The sequence below is a fragment of the Flavobacterium pisciphilum genome (genome assembly GCF_020905345.1).
GTDB lineage: Bacteria > Bacteroidota > Bacteroidia > Flavobacteriales > Flavobacteriaceae > Flavobacterium > Flavobacterium pisciphilum.
This window is the reverse complement of sequence record NZ_JAJJMO010000001.1, coordinates 5,312,072-5,331,824: the sequence shown is the minus strand read 5'-3', so window position 1 is coordinate 5,331,824 and position 19,753 is coordinate 5,312,072. Positions and strand designations below refer to the sequence as shown.

Here is a 19,753-nt window from a genome sequence, read left to right as displayed (position 1 = left end):
AGCAGTATTTCAAAGAACTCCGTGTTTTGCGGGGTGCAAATGTAACTTTCGTTTTCCAAACTCACAAGCTTTTTTTAATCTTTTTTCAGAAAAAATTTTTCGTTTGATTAAAGTCTCTTGTCAGTATTTCAGATGAACGTTTTTGTTTGTTGCGGGTGCAAAACTACCACCTTTATCTAGATAAACAATACTTTTCAATCACTATTTTTAGTTTATTTTACCTTTAATTCTTAACCATCTGATAACACCAACTTTACAAACTCTCCCTTTTTGGGTTTTGTGGGGTTTTTCTTCTGGAGTGTTTAGACTGTCTTTGGTTTTGCTGGGGTTTCGGGGGTTTGGTTGTTTCTGTTTTGCTCCCCTAGCCCTGATAGTAGCGGAAATCCTTTCTCTTTTTTCTTTAAAAAGAGAAAGATTACAGCGAATAGCAGGTTAAAGCTCCCGAAAATTGCAGCGCTTGCTTCTTTTTGGTTCTTCTCTCCTATTATAGTATAGCAAAAAACATGCACCTATATATAGTATCACGAATCCTCTCCTATATATAGCATCATAAAAAAAGCGACTCCTATATAGTAGGAGTCGCTTTTATCAAAACATCCAAAACTAGCGCTACTTTAGAGGAACGACAAGTTTAGCTGTATGATGTGCTTTATCAACAGTCTATATATAATGGCATCATTGGAGTAAATTTATATACCAATGGAATTATCTAACTTTAAAAACCATATTTCACCATCATTATTAATTCCTCCAGTTTTAATTTATCGGCTTCTTCAATTGATAGACTAAATGGAATACCCAGTTTAATATCTGAATTGATACCACGACACATATTCAATTCATTTACTTTGGAAAGATCAATTGTTTCGGTTTCATTCATATTAAGTACAAAACTTACCGGATTGCCTTTGACTTTTGCCAAGAACATAACTTGTTCAATATGTACTGAATTAATAGACTGAGCCAAATACGGCAATCGTACCTTGTCAATATTCAATTCAACTGCACCTGATTTCTTAAGTAAATACCATTCGTTTGACAAATCATGTTTCATATTTAGCGCCAAATGCAAACCAGTTTCATTCAATTGCTGTTTAATATTTTCTAATTGTTTGAATACAGTCTTTGTAGCGTTTAGTTTTAATCGCTCTCCACCTTCACAAGCTGTGTATCTAATATGTACAATAACATCAGCAATTGTTGCATAATCAAATTGACGAATCTCTGGTAATTCAAGACGCCATTTACTAACAACACCAGCACCTTCAAATGGCATGTAACGTTCATCTTTAAAATTCAATTCAAACATACCGCTGTCATTTTGACCAGTACTGGTCGCAATAGCATTAATAGGAATTCGGTATGTGCTGAAACGATCATCGGTATCATCTGTATTCTCTTTATTTTCTGTATTCTCTTCATATGTCTTGCCTCCAATCGCATTATTTCTGAATTTATTTTCCAATAGACTAAATTTGGCATTGACTCCTGTATAAGGTCCTGCAATGCAAGGCATTGACACTGATACCGATTTAATACGACGTTTGTATTGCCCAGGATAATCCATATCAAACAATACTTCGGGTATTTCAAACTCGCACTTGCCTGTTTCCCTAAGTTGAATAAGTGCCAATGGACTTAATAAACATAAAGAAACATGTTTTGTGATTTCATAATCGTAACCGCGTTCGTTCTGATAAGCAGCTTCCATTTGTTTTAATCCAACATAAAGCTGTTCTCCAGCGAGTAAGCCATCTCGTCCGGCATCCCAATAGCCTGATTGTATGAAATTGGAATTACTTATACCTCGTTCAAAACGGTATACTTTTTCTGCTTTTTTAGACAGCTCATGCGCTAAACTATATACCTGATGATACAATGTTTTAAGACTACCACGCATCCAAGTATACAATTCTTCATTAGTATATTTATTTTTTAAAAAATCTTCTATTTCCAATGCATTATCAATCATTTTTTGTTGGTTGGTAATTTCCTGATTGGCAATGGCAATTCGAATTTTTTGAGCTGTTATTTGCTTGTCTATTTGTTTTAGTTCATAACCTGCAGAATTAGCTTGCATAACTCGTTCTTGTAAAGCACGTTTGAAATTTCCTTTTTTACCAGCTGATGAAGATTGGTAAGAAAGATGATCAGCTTGAATTCGCAAACCTCTAGCAACTGCTGATGTAGCATTTGCCAAGTTAGGAAACCCCCAAGATACAGCAACCCCTACTCCTAAAGGCGTTCCATGACCGTTTATAGTTGGTAATGCATGAAATACCGAAGCCAATGTCTCTACTATTCCAATACCTGTTTGCCAATCGGCAGCGGCACTGGCCTTATCCATATCTTCTTTCTCAAAAGGTATGAGTTTCAATCCGCTTTCATCCACAGGTACTTCTATGCTATTGGCAATTTCAGCAAATTCAGCATCCAATCCTGGTACTTTGCCTAAGTCCTCCCCTATTAATTTGAGATAATACTTCATGCGATGTTCTGGACTTTTACGATTCTGTTCCAAGCCATCCATATTTTTTTGCGCCTCTTCCAATTGCATTTTTTTGATTTCCATTACCAGATTGTGCATGGCATTTTCATGTCTGGAACGGATAAGTGCAATGGCTTCATTATCTTTTTTCTCTATTACAGAAAGCAAAGCATTCCCCATAGATTTTAATTCTCCACACAATTCCAATGCTTTTTGGAGTAAATAGTAAAAACGATAGTTAGGCATTGGAGTATTTAAATCATTTATTACCGAAGCAATGCTCAATCCTTGTGCCGCAGCTTTTACCAATAATGCAGGATCTATTGGCGGTTCAAACAATGGTAATTTTCGGAATACTCCTTCGATATTTTCACAATGACGTATTTTATATAATCTATCGGCAATGGTATCCCAATAGCCCATAAGTTTAGGATTGTTCGGGATACAGAAATAAAGTGAAGAAGCTAAACCGTATATATTTGCAAACGCCAACTCACCATTTACTGCGCCAAAAGGTAAGGGGGTTTGATTGCTAAATGGAGCCGCCAATTCTAGTTCTACCATAGCATTTCCAAAAGCATCCCATTTATCTAATAAACCAATATAGGTTTGCGGCTTTGTAATACCGCGTTTTGGAATAATCATTGGACGAGGTCCCATAATATGCATGGCCAAAATATACAATTGCGTTGCTTGATTAATACTTTCTATAGTGTCTTGTCGGAATAGATAATCCCCCCATGCTATCAAATTATCTATATATTTCATTACGACCCATTTCATGTATGCCACTGGGCGATTACGAGCTACCAAGTGCGGCATAAAGGGTTTGTTACGCCATTCGCTGATGGTTTGATCAGCCTTATTTGGTTTCAGATTATTAAAAATACTGTCTAAAATTCTTTGGCTGTTTGTTTCTTTAAATGGCGCAAATTGCCAAAAGCGTTTATCATCAGAACCTGCAGCAATAGGATTAAACACAAAATGATACCATTTCATAGCTTCTTCAAATTGTTGCGATTTACTTAATGTATCAGCCAACATCATTGGTGTATGCAGAAACAATTCCCAATTGTATAAAGAATAAGGACGTTTGAGTTCATGAAAAATATTCGACGTTGAAGGATCATTATCATCATATAAGCCAAAAGCATCATTTTTTAATTCCTTTTTTTGCATTTCTGTTAATGCACTATCGGTACCAATATTTAAATTGTAGTGAAAAAATTGGTCTAATTGTCCCAAATTGATTTCACCAAGTAAGTTATTAGTATCTGGATGATAAAAGTTTGTAATATTGGTTAGTTTGATTGTAGACGAAGTTGCATTATCATCATACAACACAGTAGATTTTATCCAATCACCGTTCTTAATTAGTAATGGCTCCAAAAACAAATTATCTGAATTATTTTTGTGAAAGTGTTTTGGCAGAGGAATATCTGGATGCAACGTAGGCAACATACCTGTATTATTCAAATATCTTATGTGACTGCCATTAAATTCGAATTCAAAAACTTTCAAATCAGTATCTGTTTCATCCTCTACTTGAATAATGATACTTTTTTTGTCATTTATATTCGGAATAAACTTAAAGTTTTCTATAGCAGGAAGTTTCGTTGTCCAAGATGTGTCAGCAGCCCTGGTTGATAATTGCTTTTGAGTCCATTTGCCATTTCGGTATTCGCTCCATGCCATTTTTATTTCATAATATTCAATAGGTTTTAGTTGCTCGGCTGTTGCATTTTTTCCTATATCAGCAATTTTTTGATTTTTAACGTTGGGATCTTGACTTGGTTTTGTCTTTTTTACAATCTGTGGAAAGAAAATGAGTAGGCGGCCACTCCATACTACTGGTGTCAAATAACATCCATTACCAGTAATAACACCACCTTCATCTTCCACATCATAACTTGGTATATCCACCTGCATTTTTTCCCAAGGATACCAATTCATTTCATCCAAGGCCAAATAGCGATAGTAAAAAAAATAAGGTGCATTCCGAGTGCGGGAAAACACATGCAATTTTTCTCCTTTACTCCAATTTTCTGATGCTTTTACGTCAATATACAATCCTACTACTTCCATATTAGCCACTTCATCAACTTTGTAGAGGTAGGATTTTAACGCGTCAATGACATTTTGCTTGTTGATGTCTTTTTGCAGTAATTCGCCTTCTAATTCTTTAAAAAACGGACTCTTATCATCTCGTAGGTTACTTTCAATCCAATTTTCGGGATATAAGAAAACTTTACGATTGGCTTCCCAAACTCGGTAACGCTGCATCCAATCCCAACGCTCTCTATCTAATATATCTGGCGCAATTCCGCTATATTCTTCTTCCAATCCCAAGAAACAACGTTGTATAAATAATTGTACTGATGACAAAGCCTGTTTGATACGTGAAGTTTCCATACAGGCATCCATTTGAACATCTATCAGAAAATATTCAAATAAACTATCAGCATCTGTTACCCCCCAATCTATTAATGTTTGTTGCTGCAACAAAAATCCAATTAAGGCTTCTTTCTGGTTATTGCGTAATTTATCGCTCAATGGTTTTACAGCTACTTCCCAGTCGGTTTGGTTGTACTTGGCGCGAATTGCATTTTTTATACTATCGGCAATTATCCTGCATTTATTGAATTTAGAGGTAGGAATTGCCCATTCAAAAAGCAAATCGATGTCTACACTTATCTTATCGGCAACAGCTAGAGCTGACTGCAGTTTTAATAGATTTTTTTCATTGTTGTACTCTTGTAGTTGAGTTATATTGAAATGATTTAGTGCAATCAATTTATCAATTCGTTGTTTTTTCCATGTTGTGAGTTCAGTAATTTTGTCACTCAATAGTGTTACATCAGATAATGGATCGTAAATCCAATTCCAAAAGTCTAATATATTGAATTCAGATTGAGGTAAAGAGTTTCGAAGTCGTGTATAGGCCTCCAAACGCAACCAATGGATTAATGTCAATTTGTTAAAATCCAGATTATCAAAATGAGCTTTGTTTTTTTCTAAAAATTGGATTTCATCGGCACTCAAATCAAAACCCGTAACCAGCATGGCTGCTTTTTTTAATGCAATTAATGCCGGTTCGCATTGCTGAGAAGCAAAATCGGGAATTAATGCCGATGACGGAACAGCTGTAATGGCAGAGGCAGTTGTTTTCCAATTGATATTCTTTAATTCAACACCTGTAGTTGATAATTTATATAATTTGCCAGATTGGAGCACAATATCATTACTCCACCATTCATTCGTAGGATCTTCCTGAACTGTAAAACTCAATGCTGTTCCATCAATACTGAGTACAGGTTGAGCATCACTGTTTTTAATAACAAAAGTAAATGTAGCTGTTGTTGCAGGAATTAGGTATCCATTCCAATTGCTTTCAACAGGCTTACTACTCTCTTTTATTTTTTCAAAAATACTGTATAACGAAACTGGTATATTGCCAATTTTTAATATATCGGAAACCAATATATCAGTAATATTGGATTGCAACCCCATTACACCAGACAGCGTGTTTATAATAAAACGATGACTCAGCTCCTGACGCAAGTAAGGCATGAAGATTTCTAAAAAGGCTACTCTTTTTTGAGGAGCTGTATTAATATCAGGCTCTCCTTCTAGTATTTTATCAATAGGTAAACTGATGTCACCTGCTTTAATTATTATTTCCAAAGCTTCTTTTTGAGCATCCGTTTTTGTTTTTTCAGTCTCAAAAACTTTAGACAATGATTCTTTGAATTGTTTGTTTTGTTGTTTTTCAACCCTGCTTAACGCAGATGCCCAATTAGGGTCATTACTGAGTGCTTTATAATCAATAGTTTCAGCTTCGGTTAAGATACCTGTAATTTGAATACTTCCATTTATTTTATCGTATTTTAATTTATTTTGAAGCGTTTTATCTTCGCCTAGAATAAACTCTATGTTTTTAGGAGCATTGGTTATAAATACATTCGTACCTTCCAGTATGCCGATGACTTTTTCAACAATATCCGTTTCAAACAGTAAACTTGCTTTAGCTCTTACTAATTCTGACGTTGCTTTTTCTTTGAGATTGATTTGTTGTAATACTACATCGATAATTGTGTCGTCAAACTTTAAATCCTGTTGCGTTTCGTCGATTGCGTTTAGCCCATCATATATAGATTTTGCCAAAATTAAAATCGATTTCTGTGTAGGTTTAAACGGTTTTTTAATATCGTCAAAATCACTAATGATATAATTAAGTTCTTGTGGTGTAAAACCTGCATCATCAATTTTGGATAAATTCTCTATAAATTCAAGTGTACTATAGGCATCATTAAATATATTACCTAATAGCGGAACAATATCCATAAATGCAGGAATCTTGTAGCCTAAAACTTTTGAAAGTAATCGGTAGCGATATAGTATTGATAGATTACTGAGAGTCAATTCATCAGTCATTACTGTTGCCAGCATGACGGTTTGCAAGTCGTCGGCTGTATAATTTAAAGCAGCCATTAATACTGGGAAATGCTCTGTAATTGTAGTATTTACAGTGAGATAATTGCCATTTGCATTAGCTTTAAAAACCTCATCAATTCCTAACACATTGTGTGTTAAGAAAAGGTTTTTATAGAGTGATTTTTCACCTGCTGTGCTAACATCTGTCCAAAAAGCAAGTAATTTTATTAATTCAACACCTGTTTTATCCAATAGTTTTTTTACTGCTACCAATTGATGTATTAGGGTTGTTGAAATATCATAATCATGATGGCATTCTTCGCTACAATCATCGCAATCACATTCATCACAATCAGCACTATTGCAATCATCATCACAATCGTCGCAAATAGAATCATCGTCGCTTAAATCTTCTTCATTATTTAATGATTTTTGGATACTTAATCCAACAATTACTTTATCAATTTCATCAATTGTCCAATCTAATTTTCTCCACAAACGTATAAAACGATGTATACGATCATATTCATCAACAGTCAACGGTGTTCCATCTAAATGCTGAAGTAGAGCGGTATTTAAATCACAACTGTCTTTTTGTTCTAAGAAAATGAGATACACCTCTCCGTCTATTATTAAGAATATGCCTTTTTCGCCCTTATCTCCTAAGAATTTGATTTGCTCCCAGTTTTTAGGATCCGTTTCTTCATTTTCATCCAAAAAAGTGACTTTTCCTGTTTTTTTATCTATTTGACCAACTGGAAGTTTTTCTTTAGCTGTATCATAAAGAATTTTACAATTTTCAACCCTTATACTGAAGTCACTATCAAATAAAGCATTATTCTTAAGAAGTATTTTCCCATTCACGCATCCTCTACCACTTTCTATGACTATCATTTTGCCTATTTTTTCAAAATGACATTTCACCCAACAGCTAATATCTTTGTCGCTTATTTCTACTTTATCTTTGCATGTATCAGGGCAGCTGAGTGATTTTTTGTTTGTTAATGTTTCTATCTGATCTATAATCATTGGTAATAAATCAGCAAATTTTTCCAATTTCACCAAATCTTCAGCCATTTTATCAATCCCATGTATTTTAGCGTAGTTTTGTAAAAACCGATAACTAAAATGCAAGCTTTCTGTTATATTTTTTGATTTCCCTTTGGGTAAAAACGGATTGATATATTCTGTTTTAAGTAAATCTACGAGGTTGAAATAATCAATTCCTGTGCGTCGTAAAAACTCTTTTTTGATTAATGTGAGTCCGTTATCACTCAACATTGCTGCATCATTATCATAGCCATAATACTCGCCAACTAATTTCACACCAATCAATTCTTGATATTCCGAATCAGTGAATGTTTTATTTTTGAGCTTATTCATCAGAGTTTTGCTTTCAAAGCATTCCTTTGTGAGTATGATATATTCTTCTTTAGTAATATTTAAAAATTCGGAATCATAAGCCCTGTCTATGGCCTCGTCTTTTAATTGAGTTAATTCAGCATTGTTGCTACTATTGTTTTTTCGGAAAGTATCTATTACTTCATAACGACTTGTTCCTAAATAATCCAAATATATTCTTGTGGCATCAATTGGTTGATGGTATGGCAGTGTAAATGGATATACTTCATTTTTCAAGATGCAATAGGCTTGATATTCTGTATGCTGTGGTTCTGCAAGCAACTCACTACTGGTCTCATCAGCCACATTAAAAGGTTTTAAATGCTTGAATGCTACATAACTCTCCATGACTTCGTTTGCCAAATCCAAATAAGGTAAAATAGTATTGGTATTTTTGCAAGTCAATTCCAAACAGCCTAAATCTGGACGTCGATTAAATAATTTTTCTAATGGGGTTCCAGAAATATTTTTAGGATTGGATTTTATAGCAATATCATCTACGGCAAGAGGATCAAGATTGTTGTTGCGTAAATACTGTAATAATTCTACATAATATGCCGCTGCACTATAGACTGAAGTACATTCACCACATTCGCAAATATCAGCATCACCAAAAAGCATATCCCATGACAAATTATTTTTTTCTATAATCTCTTTTGTAGCTTCCTCTGGAGAATATATAATGGAATTACTTTCTGTTTTCATGGCCCCCAATCCTTTGTTTATTTCAGCCCCATTACCAAGACGCATGCTTCGGTCAAGCATGTCAATACCAGTATTCTGACTGGCTTCTTTTAACGCTATTAAGGCATGTTCATTACGTACACGCAAATGCTGCGCATTCGTATGAATTTGTAGCAGTACTGTTTCATCTAATCCTTTACCACTCATTGCGATTTTGAATTGAGCAGGTGGTACATTTGAAATTTGAAATGCAGTATGGAGTTTGGCATCATACAAAACTGGAATAGCATTCGCGATGGGACTAATGGCAACAATTCTTTGTAAAGTTTTTAATGCAGTTTGAATAGGTTGTTGCAAGTCGGCTGGTATTTTTTTGAATGCCTCATTATTTTTGAATACTTCATATATTGAAGTGGTTCTGATATTAAAATTTGGACTTTTTTCTAACAATGCAGCAACTTTTGTCCCCACAGCTGTATTTAATACAGCCACTTGTGGATCTTTTATCATGTTAACGACAACCGCAGTAGGTTCAAATTCAAAAAGTTTATGATGTAAATCGATAGCAAATGCTTTTTTATCCTCATTTGATTTTGCTGGTGAAATACTTTTTACTTTTTGGATAAAAGTCTCTTCATTAAAATTCAAAGCAATATCACGCATCGAAAGCAACTTATCATCTTTCTGAAAAAACTCAACAACAGCTTTATTATCATTACTCCATTTAGACAAATAGTGTGTAAACTCAAGATTTTTTACCATTACTGGTGTAAAACTTTTGTCTTTGGATAGTTCACTTTTTACCTCATCCCAATTCGCATGATGTATTTTATAAATAGCATCGAATGTTTTGAGTTGGTTTCCGGCTTTTAAATCGAATTTAAAAAAATCAAGTTTTTTTTTATTTGAATTTTGGTTGTCAGATTGTGTTGCCATGATATTTTTTTATATGTTTTCTGAATCAGTTATTGCTTTTTTTCCATCTCCTGCAACACTTTAAGCAACGCAGGTTTTGCATAAGCCCAATTATGGCATTTAAAGCTGCGAATATTTTCAATAGCCGTTTTACATTTGAAGCAATGCAGGTTTGCTATAGCTCTTGGAACTTCAACATTCACAAATTTGGTTTCACCAAGAATAACTTGTGCAATCATTTCTTTAGCATGAATACTACCTACTGCGGAGGAAACAATGTCTAACCAATTGATTTCGCGCCTGCATTTTGGACATTTTTTAGTATCTCCACTTACCCAAAGCGGAGCGCCAATGGTCTTGTCTGGCATGCCTAATAGTTTTTCTATCATACGGACATCTTCTTCTTTTGTTATCCATTTTTGCTTTCCCGGTAATGAAGAGGGTGAATCATATACTGCCTGGAATATTTTGTCATTTACTGGTAATGTATTTTGGTGCGTTTTTTTGTCGTTTGTTGGTTTCATCGTTTTCAGGTTTTAAAATTATTCTCCGTTTTGCTAAATCATAGGACTTAGTGGAAGTGCTTTGTTTCTGGACACGAATTACAAATTCGCGCTATCGGATCTACCTTAGCATATACATCAAGACTATTGATTATCAATCAGCCTCAACAATTTTCATTTCTATATTCCGAATCACTTCATTACACTGCGAGCAAGCAAGGCCTTTCTTTTGTTCATACCATCTACATTTAGACCTGATTCCGCAATATTGTAATTCTGACGATTCATCATTACCAATGACATCTATTACAGAATTAATAAGCCCGCATTCATGTTCTCCTGAATCCCATTGTTTACAACCAGATTTGGCACATGTACCAGAAAATCGAAATCGTTTTTCCGGTTCTCTGCCCTTAAGAGCCATAGCTATGAAAGTCTCATCAATTTCTATCGGTTCTTTTAGATAGTCGATAAGACCATCTGCGTTAACTATCCCATATAGTTTCGCTCCGGGTTTACATACGTAACTGGGACACGTTAAATTTTGTTTTTCCTTTGGTGTAGAATTATTAGTAGGTTCCATATCTTCTATTTTAACTCTTATCAGAACACTGGTTCTGATAAGAGTGATTAATTATTAAAAACCATCAATAGTTCATTTTCGCAAATTATTGAATGGTTCCATCCAAATACCCAAAAGTATAGGAAGCTTAAGCCCTTTTAATCGTGGATTTAATTCTAATTTTCTGTTCACAATTAAATCTCCTTCATGATCTATTTGCGCAATCTCGCTCATAACAACTCGTTTTATTCCCTTGTCGATGTTGTTAATTTGTTCTTTTGTAAGCTTTATACCATCAAGTGAGACAGTAAAGAAGGCATCATTCTGTAATTCATTTGTTTTCATATCTAAATAATTTAAGTTAATTGATTAATTATATTAAAAAATTCATTTTCAAATACTTAACTAAGAATGTAATTATGAATTCTTAATAGTTTTGCATATTGTGTTTTCTAAAAGATTAAAGAAGATTTTTTTTATTAGCATTATGCCTAATCATTCTACAATAATCAATTGATACTAACTCATTTTTGTATTAGTTTAATTGGTTTTAAATCTTAATCTTCTGAATTCATCATTTTATGTTTTTTGCACTTCATTTTTCTTAAGTTTAATTATTAATATGTTTTGCTTGTAGACACGGATTGTAAATCCACGCCATAGAATTTTATTATCGAAATGCTAATATTTAACTCTTATTTTAGTCATAATTATTCACGACTTTCAAATTGTATATCATTATCATCTTCGAGCAAATGAATTGAAACTAAACCAAAATCTTCCACTTCGATTAATACTCCTCCTTCTTCCAATGACCAAATTCGGCTATCATCAGATTTTGGCTCAATAATTTTTATAACCTTACCAAGTCTTCTAAAATTGCCAATGTAAATGCTGACATTATCTCCGTCTTTAACTTGAATTTTATTTTTCTTATATCTCATAATAATTATTTCTTAGGATTAAGGTGCTATTCCTCCTCCTCCTGCGGGTTGAACAGGTACTGCACCAGGTAATGGTGAATAATTTAGTGTTGGCTCAACAAAATCTCTTTTCCAAAAACATCTACAACCTGCAATAGGGGGGCTTTGGTTCATTTTGAAATGATGCGTATGGTTTATCATTCCATTATGTGGGTCGTTACCAGCTGCTTGACTATGATATTCAAATGCAATTCCCCCAACGGGTACAGGAGTGCAAGGAAGACATTGTCTACCGTCATCTTCTCTTGGAGGTATTCTCGGTACAGGTCTCGGATTTGGATTAGGACGAGGACTAGTACGAGGTCTTGGCAATGTTGGGCTTGGTCCGGCTATCGGTGGTACAGGAAGTGGAGGCGCTACTGGAGGTACAGGACTAGGTGGTGCAACTGGTGGCGCTGGTCTAGGTGGTGCAACCGGTGGCGCTGGTCTAGGCGGTGCAACCGGTGGTGCAGGACTTGGTGGCGCAACTGGTGGCGCCGGTCTAGGCGGTGCAACTGGTGGTGCAGGACTTGGTGGAGCAACTGGTGGCGCTGGTCTAGGCGGTGCAACCGGTGGTGCTGGTGGTATTGGCCAGACAAAAGGTGGAAAATCTTCTATTTCTGGTCCCTGCAAACGCAATGGTTCGGGAGGATGAGTGGTGACGACCACGACTGTTGTTACAACAGCAGCTCCAAATAAAAGATCCCAAGCATCAATTGTAATCCCTGCCCAGCACCAAGGTGTTTCGGGACCACCTGCTAAACAAAGAGCTGAAGCTTGATTTCCTCCGACATCATTATATTTGATTGGATTGTTATATGAGTAAGTAAATACATTTATTCCTCCCCCAATTCCAATAGGATCTGGATTAAGCCACCTTCCGAGCCAAGACAAATAGTATCGTGCACTATGATACTCCAATCCCGTTTCTTCATCACGTTCCATTCCTGTGTAACGATAGCGTTTAGCTGCCGCTTTAATGGCTGCGTTCATAGCTTGAAACGCGGTTGTTCCAAAGGGATGGTATTCTTCGTAAGAGATGATATCACCTGTTTCGTTAAGTTCTAAAGCTGAGGAACCCAAATGGTTGTACAATTGGTAACGTATGGTAAATTGAGTTGATGTTCTACCAAAGGGAATACCAAGTATGTACTTTGGTTCAGTTTCCATGTCTACCATTACAAAACGGTGCCCTTGATCCATTAAACTCAAACTGATTCTTTCTAATCCGGCATCGGAACCACTATGGCTTTTGTACAATTCGTAACCCGATACATAAATACGCTCATTTTTTAATTTAGGTGTTTCTCCTTCATTGGCAGTGTTTTCTGTTATTTTTCTAATACGTTGTCCTTGTCCGTCGTATTGATAATACGTCGTTTCTGGTGTACCACCATCGGTACGTTTTTGTTTAATGGTCTTGATTAATTCTTCTTTGTAATTCCATCCCATTTCCTGTAAGTGGGGCAATGTGGTTATAAAACCGTGTTGCGCATGATGAGGATAAGTAAACATTTCACTACCAACCTGTGTCATTTTCAAACGATTATTACTCGTTTCATAAGTATATTCGCGTGTCCAATTATTACCCGCAGCAACATGTTTCATCTGCATCATATTCCCGACTTTATCGTAACGGTAGTTTTGAGTGTAATTCCGAACAGCCATTGGGTCACCGGGATTAAATTGGTGCATAAAAGGAGCATCATTCCAGTTGTCTTGCCCATTAAGTGTAAGTGCTGCATTATTTTCTCTTCCACTTGCTGTTATCAATTGATATAACGAATTATAAGTGTATTCTGAAACACCAGTTACTTTTTGGTTGTTAAAAAATACAGTAGGTATGTTTCTGTCTTCGATATGAGTAATATTTCCGACAGGGTCATAAGTATAAAACCAATCTTGTAAAGGGTCATTATTTTGATGTTTACTTTCCAAACGTTTCAAGTAAAACGTTTCTTTATCATAATAAAACTTATTGGTTACGTTATTTCCGTAAACAATTTTATTCCGTTGCCCTTTTTCATTGTAATCAATATTCTTGATATAGGTATTTGCCTGTACTTTATCGGGATGCAATACACTTTCGCCATCTAATAAACCAGATTCATTGTAAGAAGGAGTAATGATACTTCCATCGGGTGCAATTTGCTTTGTAATACGTGACAAGGCATCAATTTCTGTAATAAAAGTAAAAGATTGATTTTCTAAATCATCAACCAAATTATCATCGATCCAATTGACAACTTCCTTATATTTTTTAAAAAGTGTTCTTTTTGTACTTGTTGGTTTGCCTTGAAAATTATAGCTTGGTGTTTCCATTACACCTCCTGTATCATAATGTTGCCAAACCTGTCCCTTTAAATTTTTGAGTTGAGCATTAGGTTGTGTTTCTCCATAAATTATTTTATCAAATACGTGATTTAAACTTACATCTCCATCGCCTCCTAGAATTTTATTATATAAGGGTCTTTGTAGTGTATCGTAAAAATATTGAAATTCATGATTGCGTTCATCCCAAGTGCGTAATGGATTGCCCAAAACATCTATTAATAACCAGCGCTGTCCTGCATCCATACTTTGTTGATATACTTTGCTTCCCAGCATATCATACTTGTAGCGCATTACTACATTACCACGCGCATCGGTTACTGAATGCAGGTTTCCTTCGGTGTCTAATTTTAATTGGGTATATTGTAATTCATCAATGCTAGTTACTGCGTTTCTATTATTTTCAACAGATAGAATTGGTCTTCCTAATGTATCATAATATTGAATACTTGGAGTGTCTGCATGCTTTTCGACTTTTAATGCCGCTTGCTGTTCTTTGGAGTCATTGATAAATTCTGGATGTAAAATATTGGTTCTTTTTTTATACCATTCGCATTCCAATATGCAGTCGTTAGGATCATATTTACTTACTTTCCAACTATCAAAAATAACTTTTGACAATGTACCGTTTGGCATTTCTGTTTTTATCAATCGTCCAGCTGCATCATAATACATGATTGGTGTTACTCCAGTTTCGACCAGTTCTTTTAAATCTTCAAATTGATGGGTTACCGAAAAATAAGGTTCATATTGTTTTACAGCATTGCCTTTATTGTTTTTGATGGTTCTACCATTACCTATCCAACGAAGTTGCTTAGGAATGCTGACTGATGTATCTGTTTCCGAAATAGTAATAGTATTATCTGGAAGGGCAATAACTTTTTTAGCGAGTCCAGGTTCTGCCTGTACTTTTTTCATTATTACTTCACCTAAACCATTAGAGTATTCAAAGCCGATTTGAACAGGTGAATTGTTATTTTGTTTATAATGTTGCTCTCTGCTTATGGATGCTACTACAACAGGCTTACCTGATTTTATATAAGTGTCAAGGTCATAAACAAATCTTGACGTTGCACGATTTAATAAATCTTTTCCAATATTAGTTAAGTCAGTAGAGTCGGAAGTCTGGAAGAAGTTATTAATCAATATTGATTCAGTTGCATCCGTTGTTTCAGTTAAATCCATCAGTGAATCGGCTTCATTTCCTTTACCCATTATTGCAACGGATTTTATCAAACCTAATTCATCTGTTATTACTTCTGTTAAATTAGTATTTATATCACTCATTCGCTGAGGCGATAGCGTTCGAAAGTTGTACAAGTTCACTTTAACAGTATTTCCTATTGCATCTTCAGTCTCTTCTATAAACAGAAAATAACTACCATAGTATTTTACTTTTGTTATTGCGTTATAAGGGTCAGTGTATGATATTGGAACATAAAATCTATTGCTTGCATCTATCACAGCTTCTAAATCTGCAAGAAATTGTATCGTACCAGAACGTACCCACCAATTAGCATCTTCTAAACCACTTTCATTTAATGCATGCGAAAACTTGCCTTCTAACATTAAATTTTGCAATGCCCAGTCATCTGCTTTTTCATGGTAAATATGTCGCAATAAATCGGGAGTATATGTCAACTGATAACTTTCAAAAGGTATGGCTAAGGATTCTAATTTATACAAAGACAAAGGGCTTTTCAGATCATTACTTCTGTAAATCGTTTTTATATGTTCTATCAATCTTTTTTGCGATAAACCAGAAATTGTTGGTTTATCTATTTCATGATATAAAGCTGTTGCTGATTTTGCCTCGGTCAGTATTTCATCAAAATCATTTAGAATATAAAATTCATTTGATTTTGGTACACCTTTTAGTTCGTATGTTTTAGACTCTGAAGGTAATCGCAATCGGAGCGTATCAACATTTATGACATCATTTGTAAACTGATTTTGTGTATAGATAATAACCGTTTTACTTTGCTCTTGCTGTGTTTCAGCGGGAAGCGTTACATCGGTTAGCAATCGTGGGTAAACAACCGCAGCAAACTCTAATACATTGCCATATTTATCTAATTTAATGTTTAAGTTATGAGCAATTCGTGGATCTTCTGGGTTTCGTTCGTAGTTATAAGTTATAGCTTCATTTTCTTTAACTATAAAAACAGCATGTTTGTTTTTTCCTTTTGGCTGTAGTAATTCGATAACATAATTATGTGAAGCTACAGAAAAAGGAATAAGCTCTTTCCTTTTGGCTTCGGTTGTGTTCTCAAATTTAACAGCATCTTTTGCAAAAATTTCAGATCGTAAACTCATGCCTTTACAAGCTCGGAATGCTTCACGCCATTCATGAGCAGAAAGATGATTAAGTACTGCTGGTTCAATCTCAGGGGCAACTATCAATTTGGCATCAGGCAGGGCTATTTCATGATGGATAACATCAAATCCATTTCGAAGCATTTCTTCATACCAATATTCTTTCGAAAATTGAGTCAGGATTTTATCCTTTTGCAAAAAAGCCCCAGTATGATTCCAGGTTTTGGAAACGACTGGCTCTTGATGTAATGACTTTTCTACAATATTAGTGGCATTACTCTTTTTCCAATGTTCAAAACTCTCGGCATCAATTTGTTCTACCATGCCAAAACCTCTAAATTCCCTTTCCGAATGATCGTAATAACCATGATGGTATTTGTACTCACTTACTAATTTACAACCTGATATTTTATCTTCGGTTGTGGTTTTGGAAACGCAATGCACAGGGAAATGTAATTTGGTTATCCAAGGTTTTCCTGCCAACTTATCTTCGATGTAAAATTTAGTAGAGGGTGTGTATTCCAATGAAACTTCTTTCCCAAAATTGTTTTTATAAGAAACCATGATGTGTGGTTTCTTACTGTTCATTAGATCAATATATTTTAATGGAGATGAAGTGTTTTTTGATAATGCACTCGACCATACAATACAAGCAACACCATTGCCCAACAAATCAGTTACTGTAATTTTAGCATGAGAATGGATTTCAGGGAAAGACTCGATTTCAAACGGGGTTGTACTAAAACGGTTACCACTTAGGTTTTTCCAGCAAGTAAATTTGTTTTTACCCAAATAGATGATGTCTGTTGTTCCAGAACCGTCAATATCCGCTAGTTTTATAAAGGAAGGGTTAAAATCGTTCTCACTATCAAAAATTGGTGGATTATCCAACGCTACTTTTGCACCAAATTTTCCATAACCCATATTTGGCCAATAACAGATTTCATCATTTCGAATCCGTAAAATATCAGTCATACCATCACCTGACATATCCGCTAAATAAATCGTTTGCTTTGCATCTGCAAAAACAATGTGAGGGCCAGCTTCTTCATCAAACGACTTGGGTGTTTTTCGTGCAGCTGAAAAACCTTTTTTACCTTCAGAAGCATACCATGTAAAAACCTGATCTTCTGAAATAATCACTTCGGGTTTACCATCGCCATTCAAATCCAGCATTCGGGTATTGGAATCATTAAAATCAATATTTGGAATTGACTTAAACGAGCGAAATCCCTGCCATGCATCATCATCATCCAATTCAAAATACCCTTTAGGTCCGGCATTGAAACTGACTAATTGTTTACCACCATCAGCATCTAAATCTGCCAATTGCATCTGACCTCCCAATCCGGAAAAAGTGGGTTTTGGAGAGACTAATTTTGCATGTTCAAATTTTCCATCACCCAGATTGTGTTTGTAATACCATCCATTCGCTTGTTCTGTTAGAATACCTGATAACCCTTCATTAAATAAATCGGTAAATTGATATTGCTGTTCGTCCAAACCTGATGGTGCATGAACTAAATGTCCTGCATCAATGGATTTAACAACATCATTCCATTCATGTCTTTGGTAATCAAACTCCATAGGAGGAATTTTTTTATAAGAATAAGAACCATCTATTTTTTTGATATAACCAATTGAAGTAATGGATTTCAGAAATGTAAAATCCTGCTCTGTTGCAGTGTCATATCCCATATTGAGGGATTTAACCAAACCTTCGTATTCACCAGAATTGGTAAAATGGTGAAATAGTAAAACCCTATTACATAGTCTTGTAGTTCTAATTTCAAATCCTGATTTGTAATCTGAAAAAGCATCCAATCTGAAGGCCCAATCTTTTATTTTATCGAAAGGGGCAACATCATTATACTCGCCATAATCAAAAACTGTTGAAAACAAATAATCAGATTTACTTGGGAATACATCATCAAACTTTTTATATGGTGTTTTGTTACCATACAATACTTTTTCTAAATAAAGATTGGTATAAGTAATTTTACCATCTTTAAATCGATTTTTGTTATGCAATAAAGAATCATCAAATCCAATGTCGTTTTCTTTTTTATAAATATATTGACTACAGTTTCCTTTATCATCAAAAACGAATTCGGGGAGCCATTCAAAAATCTTTGTCAAGTCTTCTGGATTTGAAATAATCGAATTATCAGTCCATCCGTAAAGAGTCGTGACATTATCTCTTGAAATTACTCGCCATTTAATTCTTCTGTTCGCCTTTTCTGTCCAGCGCTCAATTCGAGCAAAGAGACCTTCAATTCTTGGTTTATAATTTCTTATAATAAATAGTCCATCAGATGAGATTCTTTCGTGTATAATATAATCACCATTAACATCTAACTGAAAACTTCCATTCAAATCCTTTGTAAACTCAGGAACTAAATCCTCCGCATCCGAAAACAGAAAAGTATCCGAATCTATTAAATCGAGATATTGAGGCAGTCCTTTGTCTGTTTTTCGCTTAATTGCTCCTAAACTTAAACTCCAACCTAATCCAAAAATACCATTACCAGCACCTGAATTATAAGAAAGACTTAATGAAGGTGATGCACCTCTTGCAGATGAAAACGGAAGCTGAATTGAAAATGAAGATGTGCCGTTAACAGCGTTAACAGTAAACTTTTCATCGATTCCCTTTAAAGCACCACCTCCTTTTGGTAAAGTAATTGATGGTATTTCTATTGCATTGGATTTGGTTTTTCCTCCATCTGTTTGGAAGAATTCATTGCCAGAGTTTTTTTGAGTCTGTTCTTTCATTTCTTTTTATTTAAGTTTTGGGGCAGAAATAAATGAGGAATAACTTTATCGACTTGTAGATGGAATTACAACACGTTATATTTTTTTAATGCGTTGTTATGGCTGTTCATTGTATTGTTATTAATTCTTGTGCACTTCCTTAATCGTGACTAACTTATTGATAATGGGCTGGCAAATAAAGAATAAAAAAAAATTACAAGAATTAAATAGTGTAAAAAAGAGTTCCTAGAAGAACAAAGGGCATAACCATTTAACAAATAAGTACTTATCAAATTTAAAAAAAGAAAACTATATAAAATCACGTAAAAATACCTGTTTTAATATCTACCCAAATTACATAACTTCTACTCCCGTATTTCTATTATTTCCTCAACATAAAATC

The 19,753-nt window shown here is 34.8% G+C and carries 6 protein-coding genes; all 6 read right to left on the bottom strand.

The genetic code is table 11. The features are described 5' to 3' along the window. Positions 1 to 715: 715 nt before the first annotated feature. The 6 genes from LNQ49_RS22755 to LNQ49_RS22730 all read right to left on the bottom strand — a co-directional run bounded on the left by LNQ49_RS22755 (position 716) and on the right by LNQ49_RS22730 (position 19,371). On the bottom strand, positions 716 to 9,943 hold the full coding sequence (locus tag LNQ49_RS22755) for a Tc toxin subunit A-related protein (protein ID WP_229991229.1): 9,228 nt from the start codon (positions 9,941 to 9,943) through the stop codon (positions 716 to 718). A 29-nt stretch (positions 9,944 to 9,972) separates the two neighbouring features. Continuing rightward, positions 9,973 to 10,446, bottom strand: a complete 474-nt coding sequence (locus tag LNQ49_RS22750; protein WP_229991228.1) for a hypothetical protein — start codon at positions 10,444 to 10,446, stop codon at positions 9,973 to 9,975. A gap of 133 nt (positions 10,447 to 10,579) precedes the next feature. Continuing rightward, positions 10,580 to 11,008 carry a hypothetical protein gene (locus LNQ49_RS22745; protein WP_229991227.1) on the bottom strand — a complete coding sequence of 143 codons (429 nt, stop codon included), beginning with the start codon at positions 11,006 to 11,008 and terminating at the stop codon, positions 10,580 to 10,582. A gap of 72 nt (positions 11,009 to 11,080) precedes the next feature. Further along, positions 11,081 to 11,332, bottom strand: a complete 252-nt coding sequence (locus LNQ49_RS22740) for a hypothetical protein (protein ID WP_229991226.1) — start codon at positions 11,330 to 11,332, stop codon at positions 11,081 to 11,083. Positions 11,333 to 11,697: 365 nt separating this feature from the next. After that, complete coding sequence (locus tag LNQ49_RS22735; RefSeq protein ID WP_229991225.1) at positions 11,698 to 11,931, bottom strand: hypothetical protein; 234 nt, start codon at positions 11,929 to 11,931, stop codon at positions 11,698 to 11,700. 18 nt (positions 11,932 to 11,949) lie between these two features. Beyond that, entirely contained in the window at positions 11,950 to 19,371 is a 7,422-nt protein-coding gene (locus LNQ49_RS22730) for a SpvB/TcaC N-terminal domain-containing protein (protein ID WP_229991224.1), read from the bottom strand. Positions 19,372 to 19,753 lie beyond the last annotated feature (382 nt).

What these genes read in the sequence shown, in the direction of transcription:
- LNQ49_RS22755 (WP_229991229.1), bottom strand. Translation starts at nt 9,943, where the DNA reads ATGGCAACACAATCTGACAACCAAAATTCAAATAAAAAAAAACTTGAT.
- LNQ49_RS22750 (WP_229991228.1), bottom strand. Translation starts at nt 10,446, where the DNA reads ATGAAACCAACAAACGACAAAAAAACGCACCAAAATACATTACCAGTA.
- LNQ49_RS22745 (WP_229991227.1), bottom strand. Translation starts at nt 11,008, where the DNA reads ATGGAACCTACTAATAATTCTACACCAAAGGAAAAACAAAATTTAACG.
- LNQ49_RS22740 (WP_229991226.1), bottom strand. Translation starts at nt 11,332, where the DNA reads ATGAAAACAAATGAATTACAGAATGATGCCTTCTTTACTGTCTCACTT.
- LNQ49_RS22735 (WP_229991225.1), bottom strand. Translation starts at nt 11,931, where the DNA reads ATGAGATATAAGAAAAATAAAATTCAAGTTAAAGACGGAGATAATGTC.
- LNQ49_RS22730 (WP_229991224.1), bottom strand. Translation starts at nt 19,371, where the DNA reads ATGAAAGAACAGACTCAAAAAAACTCTGGCAATGAATTCTTCCAAACA.